Annotated in this window: 16 protein-coding genes and 8 pseudogenes; 20 read left to right on the top strand and 4 right to left on the bottom strand. The window is 57.2% G+C overall.

Translation table 11 applies throughout. From position 1 onward, the window contains the following. Positions 1–15 precede the first annotated feature (15 nt). The 3 genes from JFU47_RS02040 (at position 16) to JFU47_RS02050 (ending at position 3,091) form a co-directional block, all read left to right on the top strand. Positions 16–882 carry an alpha/beta fold hydrolase gene (locus JFU47_RS02040; protein WP_201180432.1) on the top strand — a complete coding sequence of 289 codons (867 nt, stop codon included), beginning with the start codon at positions 16–18 and terminating at the stop codon, positions 880–882. Further along, positions 879–2,081 (top strand): multidrug effflux MFS transporter, encoded by a 1,203-nt coding sequence (locus tag JFU47_RS02045; RefSeq protein WP_201180544.1) that lies wholly within the window; start codon positions 879–881, stop codon positions 2,079–2,081. The genes JFU47_RS02040 and JFU47_RS02045 overlap by 4 nt, the downstream gene beginning before the upstream one ends. A gap of 95 nt (positions 2,082–2,176) precedes the next feature. Continuing rightward, complete coding sequence (locus tag JFU47_RS02050; RefSeq protein WP_201180546.1) at positions 2,177–3,091, top strand: carbohydrate kinase family protein; 915 nt, start codon at positions 2,177–2,179, stop codon at positions 3,089–3,091. A 464-nt stretch (positions 3,092–3,555) separates the two neighbouring features. On the opposite strand, the gene JFU47_RS02055 is transcribed toward JFU47_RS02050, so the two are convergent. After that, on the bottom strand, positions 3,556–4,461 hold the full coding sequence (locus JFU47_RS02055; protein WP_201180433.1) for a LysR family transcriptional regulator: 906 nt from the start codon (positions 4,459–4,461) through the stop codon (positions 3,556–3,558). 97 nt (positions 4,462–4,558) lie between these two features. Between JFU47_RS02055 and JFU47_RS02060 the strand changes: the two genes are divergently transcribed. The 4 genes and pseudogenes from JFU47_RS02060 to JFU47_RS02075 form a co-directional block, all read left to right on the top strand. Continuing rightward, complete coding sequence (locus JFU47_RS02060) at positions 4,559–5,344, top strand: SDR family NAD(P)-dependent oxidoreductase (protein WP_201180434.1); 786 nt, start codon at positions 4,559–4,561, stop codon at positions 5,342–5,344. 299 nt (positions 5,345–5,643) lie between these two features. After that, on the top strand, positions 5,644–7,044 hold the full coding sequence (locus tag JFU47_RS02065; RefSeq protein WP_201180435.1) for an aspartate aminotransferase family protein: 1,401 nt from the start codon (positions 5,644–5,646) through the stop codon (positions 7,042–7,044). Between the two features lie 70 nt (positions 7,045–7,114). Next, entirely contained in the window at positions 7,115–8,482 is a 1,368-nt protein-coding gene (locus JFU47_RS02070; RefSeq protein ID WP_201180436.1) for a glutamine synthetase family protein, read from the top strand. A gap of 290 nt (positions 8,483–8,772) precedes the next feature. Continuing rightward, a pseudogene (locus JFU47_RS02075) lies at positions 8,773–8,930 on the top strand (gamma-glutamyltransferase); the annotation flags it as partial. Positions 8,931–8,996: 66 nt separating this feature from the next. Here the strand turns inward: JFU47_RS02075 and JFU47_RS33445 are convergent. Continuing rightward, a pseudogene (locus JFU47_RS33445) lies at positions 8,997–9,091 on the bottom strand (hypothetical protein); the annotation flags it as partial. A 76-nt stretch (positions 9,092–9,167) separates the two neighbouring features. Between JFU47_RS33445 and JFU47_RS02080 the strand changes: the two are divergent. Beyond that, positions 9,168–9,370 (top strand): annotated as a pseudogene (locus JFU47_RS02080) (GlxA family transcriptional regulator); the annotation flags it as partial. Positions 9,371–9,466: 96 nt separating this feature from the next. Here the strand turns inward: JFU47_RS02080 and JFU47_RS02085 are convergent. Continuing rightward, positions 9,467–10,435, bottom strand: coding sequence for an AraC-like ligand-binding domain-containing protein (locus JFU47_RS02085; RefSeq protein WP_201180437.1), 969 nt, complete (start codon positions 10,433–10,435; stop codon positions 9,467–9,469). Positions 10,436–10,887: 452 nt separating this feature from the next. Between JFU47_RS02085 and JFU47_RS02090 the strand changes: the two genes are divergently transcribed. From JFU47_RS02090 to JFU47_RS02115, 7 genes and pseudogenes are all read left to right on the top strand, one after another. Further along, on the top strand, positions 10,888–11,271 hold the full coding sequence (locus JFU47_RS02090) for a hypothetical protein (RefSeq protein ID WP_201180438.1): 384 nt from the start codon (positions 10,888–10,890) through the stop codon (positions 11,269–11,271). A gap of 7 nt (positions 11,272–11,278) precedes the next feature. Then, the gene (locus tag JFU47_RS02095) at positions 11,279–13,594 is read left to right on the top strand and encodes a N,N-dimethylformamidase beta subunit family domain-containing protein (protein WP_201180439.1); all 2,316 of its coding nucleotides are present in this window, start codon (positions 11,279–11,281) and stop codon (positions 13,592–13,594) included. A gap of 393 nt (positions 13,595–13,987) precedes the next feature. Continuing rightward, the gene (locus JFU47_RS02100) at positions 13,988–15,328 is read left to right on the top strand and encodes an APC family permease (protein ID WP_201180440.1); all 1,341 of its coding nucleotides are present in this window, start codon (positions 13,988–13,990) and stop codon (positions 15,326–15,328) included. 165 nt (positions 15,329–15,493) lie between these two features. Then, positions 15,494–16,918 carry a gamma-aminobutyraldehyde dehydrogenase gene (locus JFU47_RS02105; protein WP_201180441.1) on the top strand — a complete coding sequence of 475 codons (1,425 nt, stop codon included), beginning with the start codon at positions 15,494–15,496 and terminating at the stop codon, positions 16,916–16,918. Between the two features lie 651 nt (positions 16,919–17,569). Then, a pseudogene (locus JFU47_RS33450) lies at positions 17,570–18,355 on the top strand (PDC sensor domain-containing protein); the annotation flags it as partial. A 345-nt stretch (positions 18,356–18,700) separates the two neighbouring features. Then, positions 18,701–19,213, top strand: a pseudogene (locus tag JFU47_RS33455) (methyl-accepting chemotaxis protein); the annotation flags it as partial. Positions 19,214–19,467: 254 nt separating this feature from the next. Then, a complete protein-coding gene (locus tag JFU47_RS02115) occupies positions 19,468–19,722 on the top strand; it encodes a helix-turn-helix domain-containing protein (RefSeq protein ID WP_207202841.1) in 255 nt (84 codons plus the stop codon). A 68-nt stretch (positions 19,723–19,790) separates the two neighbouring features. Here the strand turns inward: JFU47_RS02115 and JFU47_RS02120 are convergent. Beyond that, a pseudogene (locus JFU47_RS02120) lies at positions 19,791–20,529 on the bottom strand (IS3 family transposase). Positions 20,530–20,813: 284 nt separating this feature from the next. Here JFU47_RS02120 and JFU47_RS02125 point away from each other — a divergent pair. The 5 genes and pseudogenes from JFU47_RS02125 to JFU47_RS33460 form a co-directional block, all read left to right on the top strand. Next, positions 20,814–22,076: a serine hydrolase domain-containing protein gene (locus JFU47_RS02125; protein ID WP_201180443.1), complete on the top strand. Its 1,263-nt coding sequence runs from the start codon at positions 20,814–20,816 to the stop codon at positions 22,074–22,076. A gap of 118 nt (positions 22,077–22,194) precedes the next feature. Then, positions 22,195–23,531, top strand: a pseudogene (locus tag JFU47_RS02130) (alginate export family protein). Between the two features lie 38 nt (positions 23,532–23,569). Beyond that, positions 23,570–24,673, top strand: a complete 1,104-nt coding sequence (locus tag JFU47_RS02135) for a polyamine ABC transporter substrate-binding protein (RefSeq protein WP_201180444.1) — start codon at positions 23,570–23,572, stop codon at positions 24,671–24,673. 48 nt (positions 24,674–24,721) lie between these two features. Further along, positions 24,722–25,210 carry a DUF3237 domain-containing protein gene (locus JFU47_RS02140; protein WP_201180445.1) on the top strand — a complete coding sequence of 163 codons (489 nt, stop codon included), beginning with the start codon at positions 24,722–24,724 and terminating at the stop codon, positions 25,208–25,210. A gap of 442 nt (positions 25,211–25,652) precedes the next feature. After that, positions 25,653–26,645, top strand: a pseudogene (locus JFU47_RS33460) (PDC sensor domain-containing protein); the annotation flags it as partial. Positions 26,646–26,736: the final 91 nt, after the last annotated feature.

Consider the following 26,736-nt stretch of genomic DNA (forward strand, 5'->3'; position numbering starts at 1 on the left):
TAAAGGAACCAACCGATGCCATCTGACAGCTGTTTCTTTACCAACCGTTCTGGCTTGCGCCTGCACTTTTTGCGCTGGGGTGAATCGACCGGTGTTCCCCTTGTGCTGTTGCATGGCTTGCGGGCCTATGCACAAACCTGGGAATCGCTGGTGCAATCTCTGGGTGCGGGCTACTGCATCTATGCCCTGGACCAGAGGGGCCGAGGACTGAGTGACTGGGCCTCGCCCGGCAGCTACCACACGCAGTCGTATGTCGAGGACCTCGAGGACTTTGCCACCCATGTTGGCTTGTCGCGTTTTGTATTGCTGGGGCACTCATTAGGGGGCGCCAACGCCCTTGAATATGCGCGGCAAAATCCGCGACGGTTGATTGGCTTGATGATTGAGGACATCGGTCCCGGCTCTTCAAGCCAGGGCGATGGTGCCGCGCGCATTCGCCGCGAGATGAGCCAGACGCCCTTGCAGTTCGATAGCTGGGAGGCGGCCCGCGCATTCTGGCAGGCTTCGCGCCCGGGCTTGTCGGAACAGGGCCTGGCGTCAAGGCTCGCTCATTCGATGAAAGAGAGCGAGGGCGTGATCACCTGGCGCCATGATCAACAGGGTATTGCCGAGGCACGCCTGAGCATCGAGCCGACAGACCTGTGGCCGGCGGTGCGCGCGCTGAATTGCCCGACCCTGTTCATTCGCGGCGGCCGCTCGGACTTTCTGCCGCCCTCGACGCTGCAGGCGATGAGCGCCAGCAACCCGCACGTGCGGACGGTGGAGGTCGCAGGTGCCAGTCACTATGTACACGATGATCAAGGCGAGGTGTTCAACGCGCTGGTCGCAGGCTTTCTCAAAAGCCTTGAGCTCCCGGGCCAAGGAAACCCACGACACGTCTGATCGCACTGCTGGCATCGCTGACGGCCTTTGTGCCGTTTTCCATCGATACCTACCTGCCCAGCCTGCCGCAGATCGCCTATGACCTGTCGAGCAGCACAGCCCAGGTGCAACACACGATCAGTGCCTTTCTCGCTGGGTTGTGCCTGGGCATGCTGTTCTATGGGCCACTGTCGGACGGCTATGGGCGTCGCCCACTGTTGCTGGGCAGTCTCGTGCTCTATGGCCTGGCAACCCTTGGCTGCCTGTTTGCCGGCAGCATCGAACAACTGACTGCATGGCGATTTCTCCAGGCCCTTGGCGGGGCCGGCGCACTGGTCCTGGCGAGGGCCGTCGCCAGAGACCTGTTCGGTCTGGCACAAGCGGCCAAGGTGCTGTCCTGGATGCATCTGCTGACGATGATGGCGACGTTGGTCGCGCCAATGATCGGTACCTGGCTGGTGCTGATCGACGGCTGGCGCACCATATTCGCCGCGTTGTTCATCCTGTGCGGGCTGTGCCTGCTGATGGTGAGCGTGGGACTGAAGGAGAGCCTGCCAACGCAGGCGCGCGGCACCTCGCTCAAGGGGGCGTTCGCCGCATACCCGGGCATCGTCCGACAACCTCGGGCGGTGGCACTGATCCTGTGCATGGCACTGGCCTTTGGCGGCATGTTCGCTTTTATCACCGCCTCACCCTTTGTGTACGTCGTGTACTTCGGTGTCTCGCCGCGCACCTTCAGTTGGCTGTTCGGCCTGAACATTCTCGGCATCATCGTGGTGACCTTTATCAATGCCCGCTGGGTCACTCGCTTCGGGCCACAGCGCATGCTGGGAGTGGGCGCCGTGCTGGCGGGCGTCGCAGGGCTGGCGCTGATGGTGGCGGGGTATACGCAGTGGGGCGGGCTGACGAGCATTGTGCTTTGCATGGTGCTGTACATGGGCGTCACGGGCTTGCTGGGAGCCAATTGCACGGCAAGCCTGATGAGCATGTTCCCGGGGCAGGCAGGGGCGGGTGTCGCCCTGGGTATTTCGGTGCAATTCGCCAGCGGGGCGCTGGCCAGTCTGTGGGTCAGTCGCCTGGCCGATGGCACCCCATGGCCCATGTGCCTGGTGGTGGGAAGCTGTGGGCTTGGCTGCCTGGTTGCGTACGGCATCGCCATCCGTGTGCCTATCAGCCCCCTTCCGGCGCAGGATGACGTGAGGGTGCCGTTTCAACCCTGACGCGGGTCATCGCGCACTCAGTTTTAGACGGTTGCTCGCCGAGCTGGGCCTTGTAGCAGGCGCCAAAATGCCTTAGATGAGTAAAGCCGAAATCGCTGTTCGATTTCTTTAGTGAAAACGACCCCGGAGCTCAAGCTTCAAAAATAAACTACAAGGCCATTGCCGGCGGTTCACCGTTCAACGTCGCCGTCGGGCTGCGGCGCCTGGGTATCGACGCGGCGCTGTTTGCCGGGTTGTCTACCGACTACCTTGGCCGGCGTTTACAGCAAGTATTGCGGGAGGAGGGCGTGCGCTTGGACTACCTTCAGAACTTGGACGCGCCGACCACCCTTGCTATGGTCGCCGTTAGTGCCGATGGCTCGCCGCATTACAGCTTTCGCGGTGAAGGCTGCGCTGATCGTCAGCTGTTGCCGGGGCATTTGCCTGAGTTGGGCGCTGAGGTGCGAGGGCTGCATATCGGCTCGTTCTCGTTGGTGGTACAGCCGATTGCCGATACACTGCTGGCTCTGGTCTGCCGTGAAAGTGGCAAACGCCTGATCAGCCTTGACCCCAATGTGCGACTCAACCCAGAGCCGAATATCGAATTGTGGCGCGAACGTATCGGCGCTCTGGTCGAACATGCCGATCTGATCAAGGTCAGTGACGAAGACCTGAACCTACTCTACCCCGGGCGTGAGCCGCAGAGCGTGATCGAGGGGTGGCTGGAACATCGCTGCCAACTGGTATTCCTCACCCGTGGCGGTCAGGGCGCGACAGTTTTCAGTCGCCGCCATGGCACTTGGTCGGTGCCGGCCCGTGTAGTGGTGATGGTCGATACCGTGGGCGCGGGCGACACCTTCCAGGCGGCATTGATCGCTTGGCTGACTGAGCAGCAACTGGATTCGGTGGAGGGCTTGCAACGCTTGAGCCGTGAACAGATCGACGCAATGCTCACCTTTGCCGTCAGCGCCGCTGCCCTGACCTGCGGTAGAACCGGGCCGGACTTACCTTTTCGGCATCAGTTGGATTGATATTTGGTCAGGATTTTGTCGTCGGCACGGCAGTCTTCATGGGCAAGTCGGGTCGTCCTTCAGCCGCTCCCACAGGAATACGCACATTTACTGTGGGAGATCAATTTTGTAGGAAAACCCTATAACTTCACGCCGATGGGTATTGGCAATGATTTTTCAAAAAGGCAAATGCCCCCCAGCAGATGTTCCGAACAAGGATCACCAAAGCCTGGGTTTCTAGAAGCATCTTCAAGCGTCCCGACTCGGCCGTCAGGCGAACTGCAGCACTCGCTGTAGTCCAGAGTGTCATAGTCATTGAAGAGTTTGAGTCACCAACCACCAACCATCAATCTGTTGCCGCTGACCGAAAACTGACCGCGATACCGCAAGAATTGGTGATGATCTGCTTGATCTTCGCGATGGGGCGCGTCACGCCAGAGGAAGCAGTTGGCGGCCACTAAGAATGGCCCGTAATTTTTGACTCCTCAAGCACGACGAGGCTCGCCCTGGACAATTTCGCGCATCAGACTCAGGTAACGACTCGCTCCCAGCCCCAGAGGTCGGTTCTTTACCCAGATGATATCGACCCATAACCGCATCTGACTCGGCATGTTGTCAAATACCACTTCCGTCAATGCGCCCGAAGTGATTAGAGGTTGTACCAGCGGTTGTGGAAGATAAGCCCAGCCCAATCCTTGCTGCACCAGATCCAGAGTTGCCAGATAACTGTCGCTGAGCCAAATCCGCCGCGACAGCACAACACGTGGGTCAGAATCTGTAGGTCCTCCAGTAGCAACGATGATCTGCCGAACATTCACCAGTTGCTCCTCACCTAAAGGGCTTTTCTTGCCGGCGGCCGCAGGATGATCTGGAGATGCAACTGCTACTAACAACTGGCTTCCCGCTTCAAGAAACGTCTCCCGCTCGTCAAGCCCTGGTCGTTCAAATCCAAGTGCCAATTGCACACGCCCTTCATGGAGCATGCGAATCGCCTCCGGATGGGAAGCGGAGCGAATCTCGATTTCAAGCGTGGGAAACTCTCTGGCGATAATTGACAGCGGACGATTCCATACGCCTGTTTGCAGCTCCGGCGCCATCGCAAGGATCAAGCGCCCCTCCAGCCCCTGATGAAGCTGGAGGGCATGCGCGTCCAGCAGGTTTAACTGGCTCGCGACCTGTCTTGCCTGGGGCTCAAGTGCTTTGGCGGCTGCTGTAGGAATGGCTTTGCGGGTTGATCGGTCAAAAAGCAAGAGATCCAGCTCTGCTTCAAGCTGTGACACCGCCATGTTGATAGCGGAGGGAACCCGGCCTAATTTTCGTGCGGCGGCGGAAAAGGAGCCGCTGTCCACGACCGAGAGGAAAACTTTAAGTGACTCGCTGGTAAACGCCATTATGGTTGTCAAATTTTCTGATAATGATCGTCTTTATTTATCAGATTTATTAGCCTAATTTCCACTCCTATTACAAATTAAGTACGTGGGGAACACCATGTTGGGTACGGAATTGAGGGGGCATGTGGCACTTGTCAGTGGTGCCGGAAGTGAAGCAGGTATTGGTATGGCGATCGCTCGCAGGCTAGGTGCATCTGGGGCGAAGTTGATCGTCACCGCCAGCAGCAACCGCATCGCGGATCGGGTTAAAGAGCTACGCCTCGAAGGGTTTGAAGTTGAAGGCCGGCCAACTGACCTCACCGATGAAAGTCAGGTGCGTGAATTCAGCATATGGGCAGAGTCAGTCTGGGGGCGGGTCGATATTCTGGTGAATAATGCCGGTATGGCCATGCAAGGAAGCCCCGAGATTTTCTCGGAGTTGGCAGCGATGGAGCTGCATGAATGGAATCTGTCACTGGCAAGAAACTTAACGACAGCTTTTCTTCTAACTAGGGCCGTTTTGCCCGGTATGAGGGCGCGAAATTACGGGCGCATTGTCAATATCAGTTCCACTACGGGCACCCGGTGCAGCAATCCGGGCGAAGCGGCTTATAGCGCCGCTAAGGCCGCGATGGTTGGCATGAGCATGGGGCTTGCACTTGAAGTCGCTAAGCAGGGGGTCACCGTAAACAGCGTTGCTCCCGGCTGGATCACGACGGGGTCAACCTCCCCCGTTGAAGCAGAGGCGGGGCGCTTCACCCCAATAGGGCGGGCAGGCAGTCCTCGCGAAGTGGCTGCGGCGGTTGCATTTCTGGCGTCTCCTGAATCCAGTTACATCACGGGTGAAGTCATCGTGGTGGATGGCGGGAACTGTCTGGTCGAGAACAAAGCCCCTCAAGCCTGAGGTCAGGACACTGACGGTTTATTCTCTTTTGGCCGAAAGTAAAACAGAGAATTTAATCTACTCAAGCCGGCTATTAACTTTGAATGCTTTCTAGCGCGATCAACGAATGATCCTAGGTGGGGTGGCGGCTATCACCGCGATATATAAAAGCGCGATATATCAAAGAACAGGTAAGTTCACTGAGCAGCATTCATGCGTCATTCAGGAACTGATAGGGGACTGAATACGGCGATGGATTGTTTCCTATCTGAACGGTAACGACTTTTAATTAATTTGATAATTAACATAGGGTTTTGATCATGTCGAAAAGTGGAATTTGTGAATCAGCGATTGCTGCCTTTACCGCCTCCGAGCGTGCCCGTTTTATAGAAAATAACCCAACGTCCATGGCGCTGGCCAAGCGTGCCAAGGCGAATCTGTTCAACGGTGTTCCCATGCATTGGATGAGCGATTGGTCCATGCCTTCGCCGCTCTTCGTCCAGTGTGCCAAAGGTGCACGCTTCACAGATGTTGACGATCATGAGTACGTTGATTTTTGCCTGGGCGACACAGGCACTATGTTTGGCCATTCGCCGGACCCTATTGCCCGCGCCATCGCAGAGCAGGCGAATAACGGCTTAACGACGATGCTTCCTGGCGAAGACGCGGTGGTCTGCGGAGAGTTGCTGGCTCAGCGATTTGGGCTGCCTTATTGGCAGGTCACCGCCAATGCTACTGACGCCAATCGTTATGTGCTGCGCTGGGCGCGAGCTATCACCAAACGCAATGTGTTGCTGGTGTTCGACGGCTGTTATCACGGCACGGTGGATGACGTGATGGTACGGTGCCGCGAGGGCAAAACAGTGCACCGTTCAGGTCTTGTGGGTCAAGCCTACGACTTGACCCAATACAGTCGATCTATCCCCTTCAACGATGTCGCCGCACTAGAGGCTGCTTTAGCCCTGGGCGATGTGTGCGCGCTGATGTGCGAGCCGGCGATGACGAACATAGGCATGGTCTTGCCCGATCCAGGATTCATGCAAAAGTGTCGAGAGTTGACCCTTAAATATGGCAGCCTGCTGGTCATTGATGAGACCCATACTATTTCTACCGGCATCGGTGGATGCACTCGCCAATGGGATTTGAAACCTGACTTTTTTGTGGTGGGTAAACCCATAGCAGGTGGCGTGCCCTGCGCTGTCTTTGGCGTGACCGAGCAAGTTGCGTTGGCAATGCACGACGCGCAGAAGACCGTTAGCGAAGAGAGCGGGGGGCATGGCCACAGTGGTATGGGAACGACGCTGTCCGCCAACGCGCTGGCGATGCGTTGCATGCGAGCCAATCTCGAAGAGGTCATGACAGAGTCTGCCTACGAGAACATGTTGCATTTCGCATCAGGATTGGCTAAGGGATTTCGATACTTGTTTAAGCAGCACCAACTAAATTGGTCGGTAACAGAGTTGGGGGCGCGGTGTGAGTTTCAATTCTGTGCCACCCCGCCGAGAACCGGGGCGCAAGCCGAGGCGGCTTTTCATGACAGCCTACAGATGGCTCTGCACCTGTATCTAATCAATCGCGGAATCCTGATCACGCCTTTTCACAACATGACCCTGTGCTGTCCACAGACAAGTTCATCGGATATCGACAGGCTGCTCGTTGAGTTGGATAACGCGCTAACCACGCTGCTTGCCATACCTGGGGCTCGGGTCATCCCTTCATAACTGGACGTCTAAAGACTCCACATTTCACAAATACTGCCAAGTCGCTTGAATGAGCGCTAAGAGGTTTGACATGCAATTTGCTGATAAAAAAGAGGCCGAAGATTATCTCGCCGCCCACCCTGAAGTGCTGAGCATCGAGTTGTTCCTTATCGATGCTAGCGGCGTTCCTCGGGGCAAACTGTTGCATCGCAACGAGCTACTGGCGATCTACGAAAATGGTCGGCCGCTGCCAAGTTCCATTCTCGCCTTGACCGTGCAGGGTGAAGACGTCGACGAGACGGGCTTGGTCTGGGATGTCGCTGACGCCGACTGCTGGACCTACCCTTTACCGGGAAGCCTGACCCTGCAACCTTGGCGCACCAATCCCACCGGCCAAGTGCAGGTGAGCATGCACCCGACCCAAGGTATTCCGGCCGCACCGGCCGACCCACGCCATGTACTGGTGCACACCATCGAGCGGCTGAAAGCCGATGGATTCCATCCGGTAATGGCCGTTGAGTTGGAATTTTACCTGCTGGACCAGCAACGCGACGTCAACGGTCGGCCGCAGCCAGCGTTGCAGACCAATGGGGCACGCCCTGTTGCTCCACAGGTTTATGGCGTATACGAACTGGAGCAGCTTCAACCGTTTCTTGATGACCTCTACGCGGCTTGCGCCCTACAGGGGTTGCCCGTGCGTACGGCGATATCCGAGTATGCTCCAGGCCAGGTCGAGTTGACGCTGGAACATCGTTTCGACGCACTCCAGGCCATTGATGAAGGCGTACGTTACAAACGCTTGGTCAAAGGTGTGGCCAACAAACATGGGCTGCAAGCGTGCTTCATGGCCAAGCCATTCAGCGATCAGGCCGGTAGCGGTATGCATTTGCACGTCAGTCTGGCCGACGAGCATGGTCACAACCTGTATGCGAGCGATGACCCACAGGGTACGCCGCTGTTGCGTCACTCAATTGGCGGGATGATGGCGACCTTGCTTGATTCGCTGGCTATATTTTGCCCGCATGCCAACTCATATCGCCGGTTCCAGACCGGTAGCTACGCGCCGCTGGCCAAAAGTTGGGGAGTTAACAATCGTACTGTGTCGTTCCGCGTGCCCGGCGGCCCCGCGATAAGTCGGCACATCGAACACCGCATTTGCGGTGCCGATGCCAACCCCTATCTCGCCGCCGCCGCAGTACTTGCGGGCATTCACTACGGCATCACTCATCAAAGCGATCCTGGCGCGGCGATTGAGGGCAATGGCTATGAACAGGCGACCGATTTTCTACCCACCGACTGGCTTACAGCGCTGCAGGCACTGCAACGTTCAACCTGGGCACGTGAGGCGCTGGGAGCTGAATTCCTAAAGGTGTTCCTGGCGATCAAATGGCGCGAGTTCCGTAAATTCAATGCTGAAGTCGGGGAGCAGGACTGGCGCTGGTACCTCACTCATGCATGAGTGTTGGTCCGTCAGCGTGACTTCATAATGGATCGCTGACGGCAACGACTCAGGCGGCTTATAGCCTGGTTATCGTTGGTACATTGGTGATGGCGATTGCGAGCGCACTGGGCCTCTTATGGTTCATGACGAACCAGTGTCCGCAGCAACTGGAGCGGCATGCCAACCTCTGGCACTCAAATATCGTGAGGATATTCAGAACGAAAGGCAGATTTTGCCGAAGTGAGCCCCAGACTCTTCATGGGCGAATGTTTGAGCAATATCCTCCAGGTAAATTGCACTATCGAATAGGGTGCCCGTCGGCATGGGGGAGCGGTCCAGACGTTTCGGCGAGCGGCCCGTACTAGAGTTGCTGCAGCCCGCCATCAGTCTGGCTAGGGATGGCTTTCCACTGTCCCCGGTGGTCGCCCAACAATGGCACACTGCTCTGGATGAATTTAGCCCCCATCCGCGAGCTGGAGCCTGACCCGGGTGGTCGAGATATCTCTGACTCTAAGCGGGGCTTTCTGGTCGTCCCCGACACCTGATTGGCCATGCGCAGTGGCTCTACTGCGGATGCTAGTTATCCAACAGCAAAAAACCAACGGATTGAGTCGTACCGTCGGACACGGTGGAGTTCGTCGATTACGGCCTCAGACGCAGGAGCTTGTAATACCCTCCAGCCATGGCGTAGGGAGGATTAGGTTATCGCTGGACCACCCTCACCTCGATGGCGGCCAGGTCTGGGCAAGTGGTGGCCTGCAAATCACCCCTGACGCCTCCATGCACAAAGCCCCACCAATGGACACGATCATCGTTTGCGGTGGCGTCGGCATTCAGCGCACCGTTACCCGTGAACAAGTATCCTGGTTGCAAAGCCAGGCCCGTAAGGCGCAGCCAATCGCCTCACCCTCATGCGACGAAACATAGAGGGCATGGCGCAGAATGCACCAAAAAAGGCACTTCGCGATGAGTGCCTTCCATTTGATGGGAGCTAGCGTGGGACTAATGGCTTTTTTCGTCTCGAGGTGAGTATCCAAAAGCTTCCTTGAACCGGACGGAAAAAAGCGCCTGGCTGGAAAAACCACAGTTGTAGGCCACTTCCGCAATGGTCGTGGGCCGAGCCTTGTGCAGCGCATTCTCGCGCAGAAGCTTTTGAGCGTGCCTGAGCCGAGCAAGACGAAGTTCTCGCCCGAACGTCGTATCGTGAGCCTGGAAAACCTTGTGGACATAGCGGATGGAAACGCGGTGAGCTTGAGCTGCTCGCTCAGGTGCAAGATCCGCGTCGTGAAAGTTTGCCGCGATATACGCCATGACACGGTGAAAGAAGTGATCGATGACCGTTCGTGAATCCCCCGCTGCATCGGTCTCCGGTACATCCATCATCAAGAAAGCCAATTCCAGCAATCCTCTCTCCAAGCTTCTGACATGCTCGAGGGAAAGGCAGGAGGCGTTTTCCAATGCTTGCAACGCGAATTGCGTTAGCAGCGGCACGAAACGCGAATTGGCGACGTCGACGCGGCCACAACGCGCATCAATTTTCGGACACATCGCCCTGAATTGGTCGGCCGGTATTTTGACTGTTACGTTTCTCGTGCCGTTGGGGATATCCAGCTGATAGGTTTCTGCGGAATTGAAGACAGAGACCTGGCCCGGCGCAACGTCTCCAAATCGACCCAGGTGTGTGAACTGCTCAGTTTGCATGGTCGGCATGACTAGCGCGAAAAAATCCGAATCATCGCGTCCGGCATGTACTTTGCGGCGCACAGCCCGTTGCGCATCAGCGGCAAAGCGAGTAATTCCGACCGCGCCGATCTGGGTGGATTCAATGACTCCGCAGAACGATGCCGGGTTGTAGGCCGCCACGTCTATCGGGTAGTAGACATCGCTCATGAAATCCTGCCAGGCAGCAAGACGTCTTTGTGGATGAACCTCGCCCGTCGAGAACCGGGTTATCAAATGTAACGAATCCACACGCCCTCCTAAAAAAATCACTGCCTTAGAAGCTCAAGCAAGCCCTATGCCATGACTTCCAGGCCAGCCTAGTCAGCCGTCGGCAGCCCCGTGTGATATTTCGATAATAACCGGGGGATGACTAAGTCCAGTTAAAGCAGACCAATGGTGCGGAAGTTGAGGTATGCCGTGAGCCGTTGCTCTGTAGGTGAGCCTTTTGCGAGCAAAGACCAGACTCGTGCACCCACTCTGCGCACCGTGCGCGCTAACGAAAATCTTGGTTCTCTCATGCGATAGATCGCGGGGGGCGGTCCATCGGACGATATCGCTACCGGTACTAGGGCGGTCAGCGTATCTCCTCCGGACCAGCGCTCCGCAACGCGGCCAGGCGCATTTTTGGATATCTGTGCAATCACTGACAAGCAAGAGAAAAGTATGAACACATCAATAACTACCGCACTGAGGGAATGACCATGCGTACCTCCTCAGATCGCGAAGCTGAATTGGCCGCTTTGTTCCAGTCTCGGTTTTTTGAGCGCCTGCGTGACGACTGCGACTCTGGCGTGATCGGCGCCTACGAACGGTCTCCGCTCGGGCCACACGATGACAAGACTCGAAGGGTCGTGCGTGGGCTGGGCGGTGCGTCTATCGCCGGCAAGGCGATTGTCATTTCGCTGGGTACCGACGGGCCATGGGGCGTCGGGAACATTGTGATTGGAGAGCCAGGCAACTTCGTTCGAAGTTCAGGCATTTTCCTGACTTACGAAGACGCATTGCGTCACGTTTTTTCGCTTCGATGCCGAGCCCTTTTCGCTGCCGAGTCGCGCGAAACGGATTCTCAGTCGCATAACGGATGAAATGAGAATGAACCAGGTCAGTCAGCAAATTTTCGGCTATAGCGACGGATTCTCTGTGTCGCCGGGTGAAAGTCTTTCTTTCAAGGTAAGTTGCGAAGGGGTCGCGCGATATGACGCCTCGCTTGTGAAGCTTCGACACGGGTTCACGGGGGAGGCGGGCCCCGGTTTCCTTGAGACGCCTGTTGAATCGTCGTTCGAAGGGAGCTACGAGGGTATCCAGCATGTGTGCCAGCCGGGCTCTTATGTGGAAATCACCGACACGCAAGGACTTCTACGATCCCCTAACGGTTTGGTTATTGAAGCCCATGTCTATCCGACACTGCCGCAAGGCACGCGCTCGGGCAACTTCGGGGCCTACCACGTAACGCAGAACTCATTTGAGAGTGATTCGGGCCTACAGGCCATTTTGGGAAACTGGTCCGTGGCCAGTTGTTCTGGCTACGCCCTTGTGCTGGAGGAAGGCCGGCCAACGTTTATATGGGTGGCAGATGGTGAGACAAAGAAAGTTTCATTGGCAACGCCACTTATTGCACACCAGTGGTATCGCGTCGTAGTCCGTGTCAAATCGGATGCCGGGACGGTCTGCCTGGAGCAGACACCAATCGACAACATCATGAACCGTCTCTCAGCGAGCGCCAGTGCCTTGCGCGCAGAATCACGTACTGTCCCGTTCGGCGCGCGACTGACTGAAAGCCAGGCCCCCTTCAGGATCGGGGCGCTGGCCTGTCAGCAAGACGGTCGATGGCTGGCGAATGCCGCCTACAACGGAAAAATCGGTGGAGTCCGCATTCTGCGTCCCTCTCTCGGCGATGCGGTTGTTGCCGAGCTGGCCGCCTGGCACTTTGGCAAGAGCCTTCGTGACGATGGCCTGTTGCTCAGCGATGTTGTAGACGTGTCCGGAAACGGTTTGCATGGACGCTGCTTCAACGCGCCGACACGGGGAGTGGCGGGCCATAGGTTTAAGGGGTTGAGCGACGACTTTCGGCGGGCACCTGACGAGTTTGATGCGATTCATTTTCACGACGATGACATCACCGACGCCCAGTGGCCAACGGCGTTCAAGATTCAGGTCCCAGACGATCTCGCGAGTGGTGTATACGCCGCGAAACTGTGCAGTGCAGGTGTTGAACAATACATCCCGTTTTTCGTCAGGCCGGGACGTCAGAAGCGCGAAGTGGCGGTGCTTTTCTCTACGGCGACTTATCTGGCGTACGCCAACGACCGAATAGCCTTTGAAGCCAATGGCGCGGAAATCATCGTCAGTCGGACACCGATCATTGATCGGCAAGATCTGACGCTTCAGAGCCATCCTGAGTTCGGTCGTTCCTGTTATGAAATCCATAACGATGGCTCTGGCGTCGTCTTCGGCAGCACTCGGCGGCCCATCATGACGCTCAACCCCAAACACCGCGCCTGGTTCCAGGCAGAGGGCGTATGGGGGCTTCCTGCAGATCTCTGCATCGTTCATTGGCTCGACACAATCGGCTGCGAATTCGACGCGCTGACGGATGAAGACCTGGATCGCGAAGGCGTCGACCTGCTCAAGGACTACAAGGTTCTAATCACGGGCAGTCATCCAGAATATGTGACACGCAACGAGCTCAACGCGATCGAGGCTTTCACCGGGAACGGCGGACGCTTGATGTACCTGGGCGGAAACGGTTTTTTCGCGACCGTTTCATTTGATCCGGAAGAGCGGCATGTCATGGAGTTGCGCAGGTCAGACGCGGGTACACGCCCCCACGAGTCGCCGTTTGGCGATCGCCGCCACCAGACCTCCGGTGAAATGGCCGGTCTATGGCGCAACAAGGGTAAGGCGCCGCAGCGACTGCTAGGCGTGGGGTTCGCCGCGCAAGGTTTCGACCGCTGCACGTATTACGAACGCCTCACCGACAGCTACGACCCACTCGCCGCTTTTGCGTTTGAAGGGATTGGCAGTGACGAGCGCATTGGCGACTTTGGAATCATGGGCGGTGGTGCCGCCGGCGCGGAGATCGACCGGTACGATCCGTCATTAGGGGCCCCGCCGGGTGCGCTTGTCCTGGCGACGTCCGGGCCGTTGTCGGATGCCTACCTTCTCGCCGCCGAGGACGTCTACGAATCAATCCCTGGCATTGGCGGGACCGAGCAGTCCCGTGTGCGCGCGGACATCGTTCTGTGTCCATTGCCAGGAGGGGGCGGCGTGTTCTCAGTGGGATCGATCGCCTACACCGGTTCACTTTCCCACAACCGTTACGACAACAATGTCGCGCGACTCACCGGCAATGTTCTCAAGCGGTTCCTGCACCCTGAAGCGTTGAGCGTCGTCATCGATTCCAATTGACCGTCCATTCAGATGCATGAGCGCCGAGCCCGGCCGATGCTTGGCCTGGGGGAGCGGACCAGGCAGCGGTGCATACATTGATCGGCCCCACGGGGCAGCCACGCCCGGCTGCTCCTTGGACGCGACAAGTTCATAGCAATACAGGCGCCATGCACTCACACGAAAAGCGCGGTTCGCTGGTTCGATAGTCGACAGTAAGAGGGGCTTCTAAACTGGATTCATCGAACGTCAAAAGACCCATCTTGGTGTTTGAGTGAATAGGTCCTGTCCAGTCCCGATGTGCAAATAACAAAAGCGGTGCGCGGTTCCACAGCAAGTGCTGGCGACACGCGGCAACTGTACCTAAATAATGTCCGGGTGAAAATCCGGGCCAATCGTCAAGGGGCAACAAAAATGAGCGATACCTTGGTCGTACCCAGTAATAATGGTCAACTCAGCAAGAAACTTTCGCTGACGGACGTCATTGTCTACGGGTTGCTTTACTTCGTTCCGATTGCTCCTGTCTCTGTCTTTGGAGCGATTCATAACACGTCCAATGGACTGACCGCGCTGACCTATACGCTGGCCGCCATCGCGATGGTGTTCAGTGCAATCAGCTACAGCGAAATGGCGAAACGAATCCCTCTCTCGGGATCGGTCTATTCCTATGTGACAAAGGGCACCAATGCCACATTCGGCTTTATGGCGGGATGGGCCATCTTGCTGGACTATCTGTTGCTTCCCGCGTTGCTGGCGGTTCTAGGTGCGGCGGCCTTGCAACCTTTGTTTCCCAGCATCGACAAGGTGGTTTGGTTAGGGATTTTCGTCGTTGTGCCCATGATCGTTAATCTGTTCGGTATCACCGTTAATGTGAATGTGGGAAAGGTGCTGCTGGTCATCCAGTTGGTTGTCCTCTCAATTTTCGTCGTGTTTGCGGTTGGCCTTATCGCCGGAGGAACGGTTTCCAAGGAGCAACTGTTAGCGCCTTTCTATAACCCGTCGCAATTCAGCATGTCGGCCGTGTTTGGCGCCGTACCAATCGCCGCCCTGAGCTTTATCGGCTTTGACGCTGTTTCTACGTTGAACGAGGAGGCCGAGGGGGGCGGTAAAACCGTATCGCGGGCCACGATGTTGTTGCTTGTGATCGTGACCGTGCTGTTCGTCGCGCAAGTCTACCTGGCGTCTGTGTTCGTTCCCCTGGGGTCGAAATATCAGGATGGCGCCGTTGATGTTGCCTTTTACACGGTCAGCACCCAAGTGGTGGGGACGTGGTTCCTGCCGGTCATCACGTTGACGAATGCACTGATAGCCTTGCTGGCTAATGCACTTATCTCCCAGGCCACCACGACAAAAGTCATCTACTGCATGGCACGCGATAAAAAGCTGCCTCGTGTGCTCGCCAAACTTAATAAAAATGAAGCACCAACGACCGCGTTATACCTGGTCGCTGCGCTCTCGCTGGTGATTGCCATTGTCGGCAAAGACCAGATTGAAACCATCGTAACGATGGTCACGTTCGGCGCATTGTGTGCCTATGTGATGTTGCATGCTTCTGTCATCGCTTTCTTCAGGGGTAAGACTGATCGCTCCTTCTTCAGACATCTCGTTTCCCCTGTGCTGGGTGCGGCCGTCCTCTGCTACGCACTGTTCAGCGCGAACTCGAACGCCCAACTCGTCGGTGTCGCATGGCTTGTACTCGGTGGCATCGTCGCGTGGATTCTGAAAGGCAAGCAATCGTTGGATATACCCGTATAGAGCCCCACTGTGACTTTAAGGCTGCATGAAAAACCATGTGGCCGATACGCAAACCTGTCGTGACTCCCCAACTGGACGGCTGACTTAGTCAGCAACTTATTGTCCGTTAAATCTAAATTCTTTCTGAGTACAGGCATCTGGCGCCTGCACTCATTGGAGACGCCTATGCACATTAAAATGCTCATCAACGGCGAATTGGTCGCAGGCGAAGGCGAGCGGCTCGCGGTAATGAACCCTTCTCTGGGGATCGCGCTAGTGGACATTGCCGAGGCTACGCCTGCGCAAGTTGATAGCGCAGTGCAAGCCGCTGACGCCGCCTTCGAGAGCTGGTCCCAGACCACGCCAAAGGATCGCTCGCTGTTGTTGCTCAAACTGGCTGACCTCATCGATAGCCATGCCGTAGAACTGGCCCGGCTGGAATCGAATAATTGTGGCAAACCTTACGCGGCCGCCTTGGGCGACGAACTGCCTGGCGTGTCTGATGTATTTCGTTTTTTCGCGGGTGCGAGCCGGTGTCTGCAAGGCTCGGCGGCGGGCGAGTATTTGCCAGGTCATACTTCGATGATCCGGCGCGATCCCGTGGGTGTCGTCGCCTCGATCGCGCCTTGGAACTATCCACTGATGATGGCCGCGTGGAAACTGGCTCCCGCCTTGGCGGCCGGCAATACCGTTGTCCTCAAGCCTTCCGAACAGACACCGCTGACGGCGCTTAAGTTAGGCTCGTTAATGGCCACGGTTTTCCCTGCAGGCGTGGTCAATGTTGTGTTCGGACGAGGGCCCAGTGTAGGCAAGCCGCTTACTACCCACGAGAAAGTGCGGATGGTCTCACTGACGGGGTCAGTGGCCACCGGCAGTCATATCATCGCCGGCACCGCTGACACCGTTAAGCGTATGCATATGGAATTGGGAGGCAAAGCCCCCGTCATCATTTTCGACGACGCAGACATCGATGCGGCTGTAGAGGGCATACGTAATTTCGGTTTCTATAACGCCGGCCAGGATTGCACCGCAGCCTGCCGGATCTATGCGCAAAAAGGCATTTACGCTCGCCTCGTTGAAAAGCTCGGCACCGCCGTATCCAGTATCAAGTTTGGTCTTCAGGATGATCCTGAGACTGAGCTGGGGCCGCTGATCACCCAACAGCACTTGGACCGTGTTGTCGGCTTCGTGGATCGAGCACGGTTACTGCCACACATAGAAGTCGTGACGGGCGGGAAGCGCGTGGAAGGTCCCGGTTACTTCTTCGAACCCACGGTACTTGCCGGCGCGCGGCAAGACGACGAAGTGGTGCGTCGGGAGATTTTCGGCCCGGTGGTTTCCGTGACCGAATTTGAAGACGAGGCGCAGGCACTGTCCTGGGCAAACGACTCTGATTATGGCCTGGCATCATCGGTGTGGACCTCTGACGTAGGGCGAGCTCACCGTCTTGCGGCACGCCTGCAGTACGGCTGCACCTGGGTCAATACCCATTTCATGCTGATGAGCGAAATGCCGCACGGTGGTGTAAAGCAGTCCGGCTACGGCAAAGATATGTCGATGTACGGCTTGGAGGATTACACCGTGATTCGCCACGTGATGGTCAAGCACTGACCGAACTGTAGCGCCGTCTCTGCGGCCGTCCACACGAATGCTGAAACGCACAACCGCGCAGTCTTGCTTTTGCAGGCTGCGCATAGTGCCAATGCCAAGTAGGTGGAAGCACTTATCTGACTGACAAAACATATTGTTCATCCATGAGGCAGTTCCATGTTCGACGCCATGTCTATTCGCTTGAAGATCGTGCTTTTATCCGGGCTCTGCCTGCTCGGCGTGATGGGCCTGATCGTTGGCATGAATCTTTATCAAAGCAATCTGAACAAGCAGATGATCAGTCAATCCAGCAGCCAGATGCTCACCGGCAGTGGCGAGAACCTGCTACTGGCAAAAGCTTCCGAGCAGGCTGCGAGTTTACAGAAGACCTTCGGTACCGGCCTGACCGTCATCACTGCTCTGGCCGACCAGGCGAACTATTTGCGCAATATGGCAAACCATCGTGGACTGACAGCCGCAGCACTGCGTGAAGAACTTAATCAAAGCATCAAGACCACTTTCGAGCGCAATCCCGGAGTGCTGGGCGTATGGCTGGTCTATGAACGTAATGCCTTGGATGGAAAGGACGCCGAGTTCGCCCATGACACGGCCCGTGCGTCTAATGAGTCGGGGCGCTTCGCCAGTGCTTGGAACCGTGGCACCGGTCAGGTGATGAGCCTGCAGATCAACGAGAGCGACCTTGGCAGCACGGCGCTCAGCATCAGTGGTGCTCCCTATAACAGCTGGTACACGTGTCCTCGGGACAGCAAGCGGCCTTGTCTTATGGCGCCTTTCGCAGACACCGTCGACGGTAAGCGGATATTGATGACGACCATCTCCCTGCCTTTGATCGTCGGCGACAAGGTCATAGGTGTAGTGGGCCTGGACATCGCGCTGGACTCACTGCAGGCAGCTGCCAACGTCGCCCAGAGCAGTTTGTTTAATGGCTCGGGTCGTATGCTGATTGTCTCCGACACGGGCATACTCGCCGCCTTCAGCTTCGACGCCACCCAGGTTGGCGCAAATATGGGGGAAGCGCTTGGCGAGGAGGGTAAACAAATCATTGCCTCACTGGACGGTGATACGCCGAAGATCCTTCACCAAGAGGGGCTGATCCGGGCCGTCTATCCGGTCAAACCGATTGCTGATGCAAAAGCCTGGGGCGTGGCCATCGACGTACCGCACCAAGTACTGCTGGCCGATGCAGATAAACTTCAAACGGTGTTCGATAAAGCCCAATCCAACGGCACCCTCCAAGCCCTGCTGATGGCCACTGGAGCCTGCCTGCTGGGGTGCTTACTGATCTGGATGACCGCCTCAAGCGTGACCCAGCCGATCACTCGCGTAGCCGGTATGCTCAAGGCGATTGCCAGCGGCGATGGCGACCTGACCCAGCGTTTGCAGTACAGCAAGAAAGACGAGTTGGGCGAACTGGTCAACTGGTTCAACCGCTTTCTCGACAAGTTGCAACCGACCATCACCCTGATAAAGCAAAACACCCTCGATGCCCGCGGAACCGCCGATCAGTCTTCGTTAATCGCTAGGCAGACCAGCGAAAGCATGCAGGTGCAGTTTCGTGAGATCGATCAGGTGGCCACGGCTTCAAACGAAATGAGCGCGACCGCCCATGATGTTGCCAATAGCGCGTCAAATGCCGCTCAGGCTGCCCGCGCGGCCGACCAATCGGCCAGGGATGGGGTCGGCATAATTGAGCGCAGTACCCGTGACATCGGCATCCTAGCCGCGGACGTCAGCAAGGCGGTGACCGAAGTCGAAGCGCTGGCGGTCGATAGCGAACAGATCGGCACGGTCCTGGACGTCATCCGCAGCATTGCTGAACAGACCAATCTGCTTGCCCTCAATGCGGCTATCGAAGCCGCCCGTGCGGGCGAAAGCGGGCGTGGTTTCGCGGTGGTCGCCGACGAAGTGCGCAATCTGGCCAGACGAACCCAGGATTCCGTGGAGGAAATCCGCCAGGTCATCGAGCGCATCCAGAACGGTACTCGCGGTGTCGTGGTGGCGATGCACGTGAGCCAAACCAAGGCTCACAGTAATGTAGGACAAGTCCAAAAGGCACTTCAGGCGCTGGGCAAGATCAGTGATGCGGTCACGGTCATCAGCGACATGAACCTGCAGATCGCCAGCGCGGCGGAAGAGCAGAGTGCAGTCGCCGAAGAGGTCAATCGCAATATCTCGGCAATCCGCAGTGTGACCGAAACCCTGACCGAGCAAGCCACCGAGTCGGCGCAGGTTGCCAGCCAACTGCATAGCCTGACCACTCAGCAGATGAGATTGATGGAACAGTTCAGGGTGTAGTTCCCCCCTAAGGCACCCTTTGTGTTTGATAAGCCTTCTCGCGGCCATAGTGTCTATATTTGGGGCTGTGTTGCGGGCACAAAAAAGGCACTTGCGATAATTGTTTTCAACAATGTACAAATGTTCAGGCCGGTATGGAGAAAGACCTTTTTTCGTCTGTTGCCCTCCGTGTCAGGCTACCTGTCGCCCTTGTTGATTGACTCATTCATTCAATTGCCGATACGCTCTTTGCAGACCCTGGCGACCGGACCACTCTGCGCCAGTGGGCAGCTCGGCTTGCAACCAGCGAACGATCGCTAGCCAGACTGGTGGAAAGCACTACCGGGCTGAGCTTTGGACGATGGCGCCAGCAACTGCATCTGATCATCGCTCTGAGCCATTTGGCAGAGGGGGTCTCTGTGCAACGTGTGGCTGGCATTCTGGGATATGACTCCGTTAATGCATTCATTACGATGTTCAAGAAAGCAATGGGTAAACCGCCTACACAGTATTTTTCCTCTTTGCGCTAACGCACTGCGGGTCGATACATGGTGGGCCCGCCAAGATGGCATGGATCTGTTGAATCGCCCCGGATTCTCTAGACATCTTGCAAGCTCATTGTGTAACGCTTTTCAAACTCTACCGGTGCCAACTGACTGTTGAAACCATGGCGGCGTTTTGCGTTGTAGAACCTCTCGATGTAATCGAACACATCGCTACGAGCATCTTGCCGCGTGGCGTAGATTTTCCGCATTATCCGCTCCCGCTTCAGAAGCTGGAAAAAGCTCTCGGCTACGGCGTTGTCATGACAGTTGCCTCGGCGACTCATGCTGGCAACCAAATTGTTCGCCTTCAAAAAACTGCGCCAATCGGAGCTGCTGTACTGGCTGCCCTGGTCGAAGTGAACCATCATCTCCTGTTTCGGTTTTCGCCTCCAAACCGCCATCAGTAGCGCATCAATGGCCAACCAAGCGTAATAACCGCTGGGGTGGACTTTCAACGTCAGGCAAAGCCGTCGTATGGAATAGTCGTCTGCTCGCTGCTTGATAAAGGCGTACTTCAACCGCACTCCTTGGCAAAGTACGCGGCGGCCTTTTTAAGATGTCTCGCTCTTCAGTGACCCGCTTGAGCTCCACTCGTAGATGGCGCAGTTCAGCGTGCTGATCATCGTCTTGCTGTCGTACTTCTTGAGGTTTCCTGTAGCGCTTTACCACGCATAGAGGCTATGAGTCGACACGCCAAGTCGGTGCAGCTACATCAGCGACAGGCAGTTTCTTTTCGGTCACTTGATTGACCGCTTGGATTTTGAATTCTTTGGTAAAACGCGGGTTGCTCATGGCACCTCCTGATTGGCCTCAGATTAAGGCCTGGAGGTGTCTACGAACCCGGGGCGATTGGAAGGATGCTACTCAATGGCTTGCTGGCGAGGGCGGGATTTGAGGCCGCTTTCAGGAGTTGCGCACTTACCGGGCGGTGACACGCGACACCAGAGGAGGGTAGGTCCGCGCTGAGCGCTCAAAGTAATTTAATTGAGATAAATGTTTTATTGACTAAAAAATAATATCGGGTAATTATTTCCCTGCATCTGCTCGCACGCAGAGTCATTTTCAGGGTCAACCCGATGAGTCAGAACACCGTGCCTTCACTGGCCAGTCTTTACATCGAGACTAATGGAACGTCATTCGACGCGCGCCAGGCGCCTTTGCTTATGCAGGGCTTCCCGGCAGAGCCGCAACGCCGCGTCACCTGGAACAATTGGATGCGCCCGCCGTTCAGCCAGTGGGGTTTCCGTAATCTGGCGCGCCTGCGTCCCTCCATTGATGTGCAGGCGGGTTCCGGGCCGGTCAGTACTTTGCAAGAATTTGCACACGCGTTGGATGAGCTGCACTTCGACAGTGAGTGTGGTCTGGTAATCAGCGTCATCGATCACCTGGTGGCCAGTCAGACCGATGCCTTTTTGGTGATGCAGGGCGACACCGTGCTGTTCGAGCGCTACTTCAACGGTCAGCGGCCCCGAGACCGGCACATCATGTTCTCGGTGACCAAGTCACTGATCGGCACTCTCGGTGAGCAACTGGTCTGTGACGGTTTACTCAACCCTACGTTGCCCGCAGCGTATTACGTGCCTGAGTTGGTGGGCAGCGCGTTTGGTGATGCCACCGTACGCCAGCTGTTCGACATGGCCGTGGGCATTGAGTACAGCGAAGTCTATGACGACCCCAACTCGGAGAGTTCGCAATACGGCTATGCCTGCGGTTTTCAGCCTGCACCTGCGCAATACGCCCAGTTCGAGTCGTTGTACCAATACCTGCCGTCTCTAAAAAAACGCGGCACCCACGGTGGCGTTTTTCATTACGTGACCGCCACTACCGAAGCCTTGGCCTGGGTCATGGAGCGCGCCTCGGGCAAGGCCTGCGATCAGTTACTGCAAGAAATCTGGAGCCAATTGGGGTGTGAGCGTGACGGCTACTTTATGGCCGACCCGTGGGGGCGCAGCGTCGCCGGTGCCGGTTTCAGCGCCACTTTGCGTGACATGGCGCGTTTCGGTCGCCTGCTGGCCAACGATGGTCGCCAGGATGGACTGCAACTGCTGTCGACCGAGACGGTCGCACGTCTCTTCGCCGGTGCCGATCCAGCGATCTACGCCAAAGACTCTGACTTCTCCAACTGGACCCCCGGCGCTTCCTACCGTAGCCAGTGGTACGTCTTCAACGACCACAGCCAGGCGATTATGGCCGGTGGTATTCACGGCCAATACCTGTTTGTCGACAAGCGGTCCGGTGTAGTGATCGTCAAGCAGTCATCGCTGACCGACGCCGTCAGCCAATTCGATGCTGACAGTGTGCGCATGCTGCGTGCCATTGCTGCGCACCTTAGCGACTGAAACGCCCCATAAATACAAGAAGTTTGCGTCCTATTCGCCTGGCTCGGCCAGGTGTTGGCGGCGTACTGCGCCGCCATTTCACTGCCCTGTAACAATAATAATCACGCAGGAGCTTCATATGGTTTCGATGACGCGTTTCTCTCGAGCGCTCTTAGCGTTCGGCTTACCCCTGACCACCCACGTTGCGTTGGCTGGCTACACCTTCGAGGACGGCAACCTCAAGGGTGAGGTCAATCTCAGCGCCGGGGGGCGACTATTTCCACTCGCAACGTCAACTTTGGCAGTGGCCGCGTCGATGTGCGCAGCGGCAAAAATGGCGGCACGGAAATCGACTGGCAGGAGTTCTACGTCAAGCCAGGTATCAAGCTGGATTACTCGCTGCAGCCTGACTTCAGCCTGCTGGCCGGCGGCTCGCTCGTGGCGGCGACGACCTTGGGCGATGGCGATGCCGGCGGCTTTACGCGCAGCTCTGACGGTGATGTGGCCGCCGAAGAACTCTACGGTGGTTTCCGCGCCGGGGAATGGACGCTGACTGCCGGGCGCCAGAACTACATGATTGGTACTGGCTTCATCGTCATGGACGGTAACCTCGATCAGCTCAAGGACGGCGCTTACTGGCTTGGCCCCAGAACCGCCTTCAAGGATTCGGCCATCCTGGCCTGGGATCATGGGGCCTTGAAGAGCCAGGCCTTCACCTTGCGAACCGACGACGATCTGGGTGACTTCCGCATGACGGGCGCGAACCTGGACTACAACCTCGACGACCAGGTGACGCTGGGTGCCATGGCGATGAAGGTTCATGCGCTGGGCCCCAAGGGCAGTACCGCCCCTCGATTCCGGGACGGGATGCTGGTGTACAACGTAAGGGCACTCAACGCCAAGTTGCCGGGCGTGTCCGCCCTGACGCTCAACGCCGAATATGCGCTGGAGAAAGGCAGTGGCGAGGGCGTCGATTACGATGCCAACGCTTGGTATGGCCAGGCAGACTACGCGTTCAATAGCTTGCCTCTGACGCCGGTCATCGGCTATCGCTATGCCAGATTTTCCGGCGATGACAACCTCACCGACAATCGCCAGAAAGCTTGGGACCCTCTGAGCAAAGGCTTCGTCGACTGGAGCACCTGGCTGGTGGGGGATGTTGTTGGTAACTATCTGTTGTTCAACAGCAACGAAAATGTTCAGCAGTTCTCACTCAAAACTCACCTGAACCCAACGCTGACCCTCGGTGCGATTCACTATCAGTTCTGGCTGGACGAGAAAAACTACATGGGCGCCCCCGTCAGCGATCGGCGCTTTGCCGATGAAAGCGTGGTTTTCCTCGACTGGACGCCGACTCCGTCGTTCTATACGTCACTGTCGTATAACTGGGTCAAGCCGCTGGCCGCTGCCAAGCAAGTATTCGGCGATGATCAGAAGTTCAGCGCGCTGGAACTGTACTTCACCTACCGCTATTAAGTGTCGCGAGCCCCGCGGCCGCGTAGGAGTGTTTCATTATGAACAAGCATGTACGTAACACCCTGTTGTCCGTTGCGCTGTCGTTGCTGACGGCGGGCGTTTCCCTGGCTGAAGAGCGCACGGTGCGCATCTATAACTGGATCGAATACTTGCCACCGGAGATCCTCAAGAGTTTTCAGGAGGAAACCGGGATCCGTCCGATCTATGACGTGTTCGACAGCGTCGAGACCCTGGAGTCCAAGCTGCTCACCGGCAACTCTGGCTATGATGTTGTCTACCCCGGCAGCGCCAACCTGAGTCACTTGATCGCGGCGGGTGCTGTCCAGCCTCTGGACCGCAGCCAGTTGCCGAACTGGCAGCATCTGGACCCGGAGTTCATGAAAACCCTGGAGGCGGTGGGTGACACGGGCAACCGCTACGCTGCGCCCTACCTGTGGGGCACCACGCTGATCGGCTACAACGTCGACAAGGTTCAGCAGATTCTGGGCGCCAATGTGCAGATGAACACCTGGGACATGATCTTCAAGGAAGAGAACCTCAGCAAGCTGGCCAGTTGTGGCGTCGGTTTTCTCGATGCAGCCAACGAGATCTTGCCCATCGCCTTGCACTACAAGGGCCTCGATCCCAACAGCCAGAAACGCGAGGACTACCCGCAGGCTCAGGCGGCAATGATGAAGATTCGCCCTTACGTCACCTACTTCAACTCGTCGCGCTATGGCATGGACCTCGCCAACGGTGACATCTGCGTCGCCGTTGGCTGGTCGGGCGGCGTGGCGCTGGCCAAAAGCCTGGCCGATGCTGCGGGCAAGGGTGTGAGGGTGGAAATGGCGTTACCCAAGGAAGGTGCGCCGATGTGGTCAGACGTGATGATGGTGCCGGTTAACGCACCCCACACCAAGGAGGCCTACGAGTTCATCAACTACATCCTTCGCCCCGATGTGATCGCCCGGATCAGCAACAAGATCGGTTACCCCAACCCGAACAAGGATGCCACCGCGCTGGTGAACGCCGACATCCGTAACAACCCCAACATGTATGTGCCGGACGAAGCGCGCAAAACCCTGTTCGCTTTACAGCCCATGCCGCCAGCCATGGAGCGGATCCGCACTCGCACCTGGACCAGCATCAAGACCAATCTCTGATCATTGTGGCCCGGTGCTTTTGTGCCGGGCCACACAGGAGTGTTTGCCATGGCTGAACCATTGGAGTTGATGGGCGCTGCACCCAATCTGCAGCGGGTGCTGACCCTGTGCGTCGATATCGGCCCTGGGCTGATGTTGGGGGAGAGCGTCGAGGGAGTGCGTTGCAACTATCCTATTGTCGGGGGGGATTTCGAAGGGCTGGACTTCAAAGGTCAGGTGTTGGCCGGGGGCGAGGATATCTTCCTGCTGCGCCCTGACGGCGTCGGTCAACTGGACGCACGCTACAGCTTGCGTACCGACCAGGGGGAGTTGATCAACATCCGTAACATCGGCCTGCTGAACATGACCGAATACGGTCGCCAGCTGGAGCGACAAGGCCAGTGGCCGATTCCCGAAACGGAGTACCACTGTACCTGCACGCCGGTGTTTCAAGTGCCTAAGGGGCGCCTGGACTGGCTCACCCGTGCAAGCTTTATCGGCCAGGTGCATTACCCCAATGCAAGTCAGGTAGTGATTCGCTGCTACCGCTTCTATTGATGCCCGAGATTCACCTCTGCTGTTGAGTACGGCCTCTGTTAACCCTTGTCGCTGGCGCGCATCGCCGGTTGGACGCGTGTGGATGACAGGCAGTGCAGGGAGGTGTGACGGGCTCTTTTTCTGATCGGCGACAGGCATGTCGCCATTTTTTTGTGTAGCCGCTCGGCACAGGAGACGCGCCATGTTTGTCACTTTACGAGCCCGAATTATTCTACTGGTCGGGCTATGCCTGACACTGTTGGCCTTGGCCCTGATCGGCACCGCAATCAAGGAAATGAGTGGCTTGAGTCAGCGCGCCGAGGGGTTGACCTCTGCCAGCCTGACCCAGGCTATCGAGGAGCGCGTGGCCGAGTCCGTCGGTTTTCAGTCCTCTGGCGTCCAGGTGTTTTTCCGCGATGCCCTGCGCGTCGGTGAGGCCTCATCAGCGGAGGTCATGCGAATCATGTCGCTTAGCCGTAGTGGGGCGCTGACACCAGAGCACGCCAGGGCCTACATCACTGGGCAGTTGCAGGCCAGCTTGCAAGCCAATCCGATGTTTATCAGCACTTATGTCGCCTTCGAGCCCAACGCTTTCGACGGGCAGGACGCGCGCTTTGCCGGACAGAGCGAACTGGGTAGCAACGAGCTGGGGCGTTTTGCACCGGTCTGGTTTCGCCAGAGCGGCGGGAAGATGGAGCAAGTCACGGTGCAAGAAAAGAGCATTGTCGACGACACGCCCATGGCCGACGGCAAGGTGTCCCGCACCTGGTATGACTGCCCGCTACGAACGATGCAGCCTTGTCTGCTGAATCCCTATCTCGATGATGCCTCTGGCAGTCCGATTCTCATGACCTCGCTGACCCTGCCAGTGATCGATCACGGTCGCGTGGTGGCGGTGCTGGGTATCGACATTCAGTTAAGCCAGATTCAAGCCTTATCCCTGGCCGCCAAGGCAGGCTTGCCGGGGCAGGGTGGGGATGTGTGGATTGTCAGCGCCTCTGGACTGGTTGCTGGCAGTACGCTGGACAAGGATGCACTGGGCGGTCAATTCAAGGAACCTGGCGTGGAGTCTTCCGCATTATTGTCAGGACAATCACGGCCGCTGCAGGATTTGCTCGTCAGTCAGGCGTTCTCACCCATTCCAGGGGCCGAGCCTTGGCGCATAGTGGTCAAGGTACCCTCAGAGCAGATGTTCGCACCGCTGCTTAAGTTGCACGAAGCGATGAATGAGCACCTCCTAGCGGCAGTGCAAAAGGAGGTGCTGATGGGCTTGGCGCTGACGGTTTTTGGACTGGTGGTGATCTGGCTCGCGTCCCTGAGCATCGTACGACCACTGCGAGCAATGTCACTGATGGCCGACGATCTGGCCCGTGGCGAAGGCGATCTGGTCAAGCGCCTGGACTACGCCCGTGCCGACGAACTGGGCGGGGTGGCCAGCGGGCTAAACGCTTTTCTTGATGTGTTGCAGCCTATCGTCACCCGTCTCAAGGGCTCGATGACCGAGTTGCGGGCAGCGGCGGCCAGATCTGCCCAAGGCAGCACCGCCA

This window comes from Pseudomonas sp. TH39(2020), assembly GCF_016650715.1.
Classification (GTDB): domain Bacteria; phylum Pseudomonadota; class Gammaproteobacteria; order Pseudomonadales; family Pseudomonadaceae; genus Aquipseudomonas; species Aquipseudomonas mandelii_C.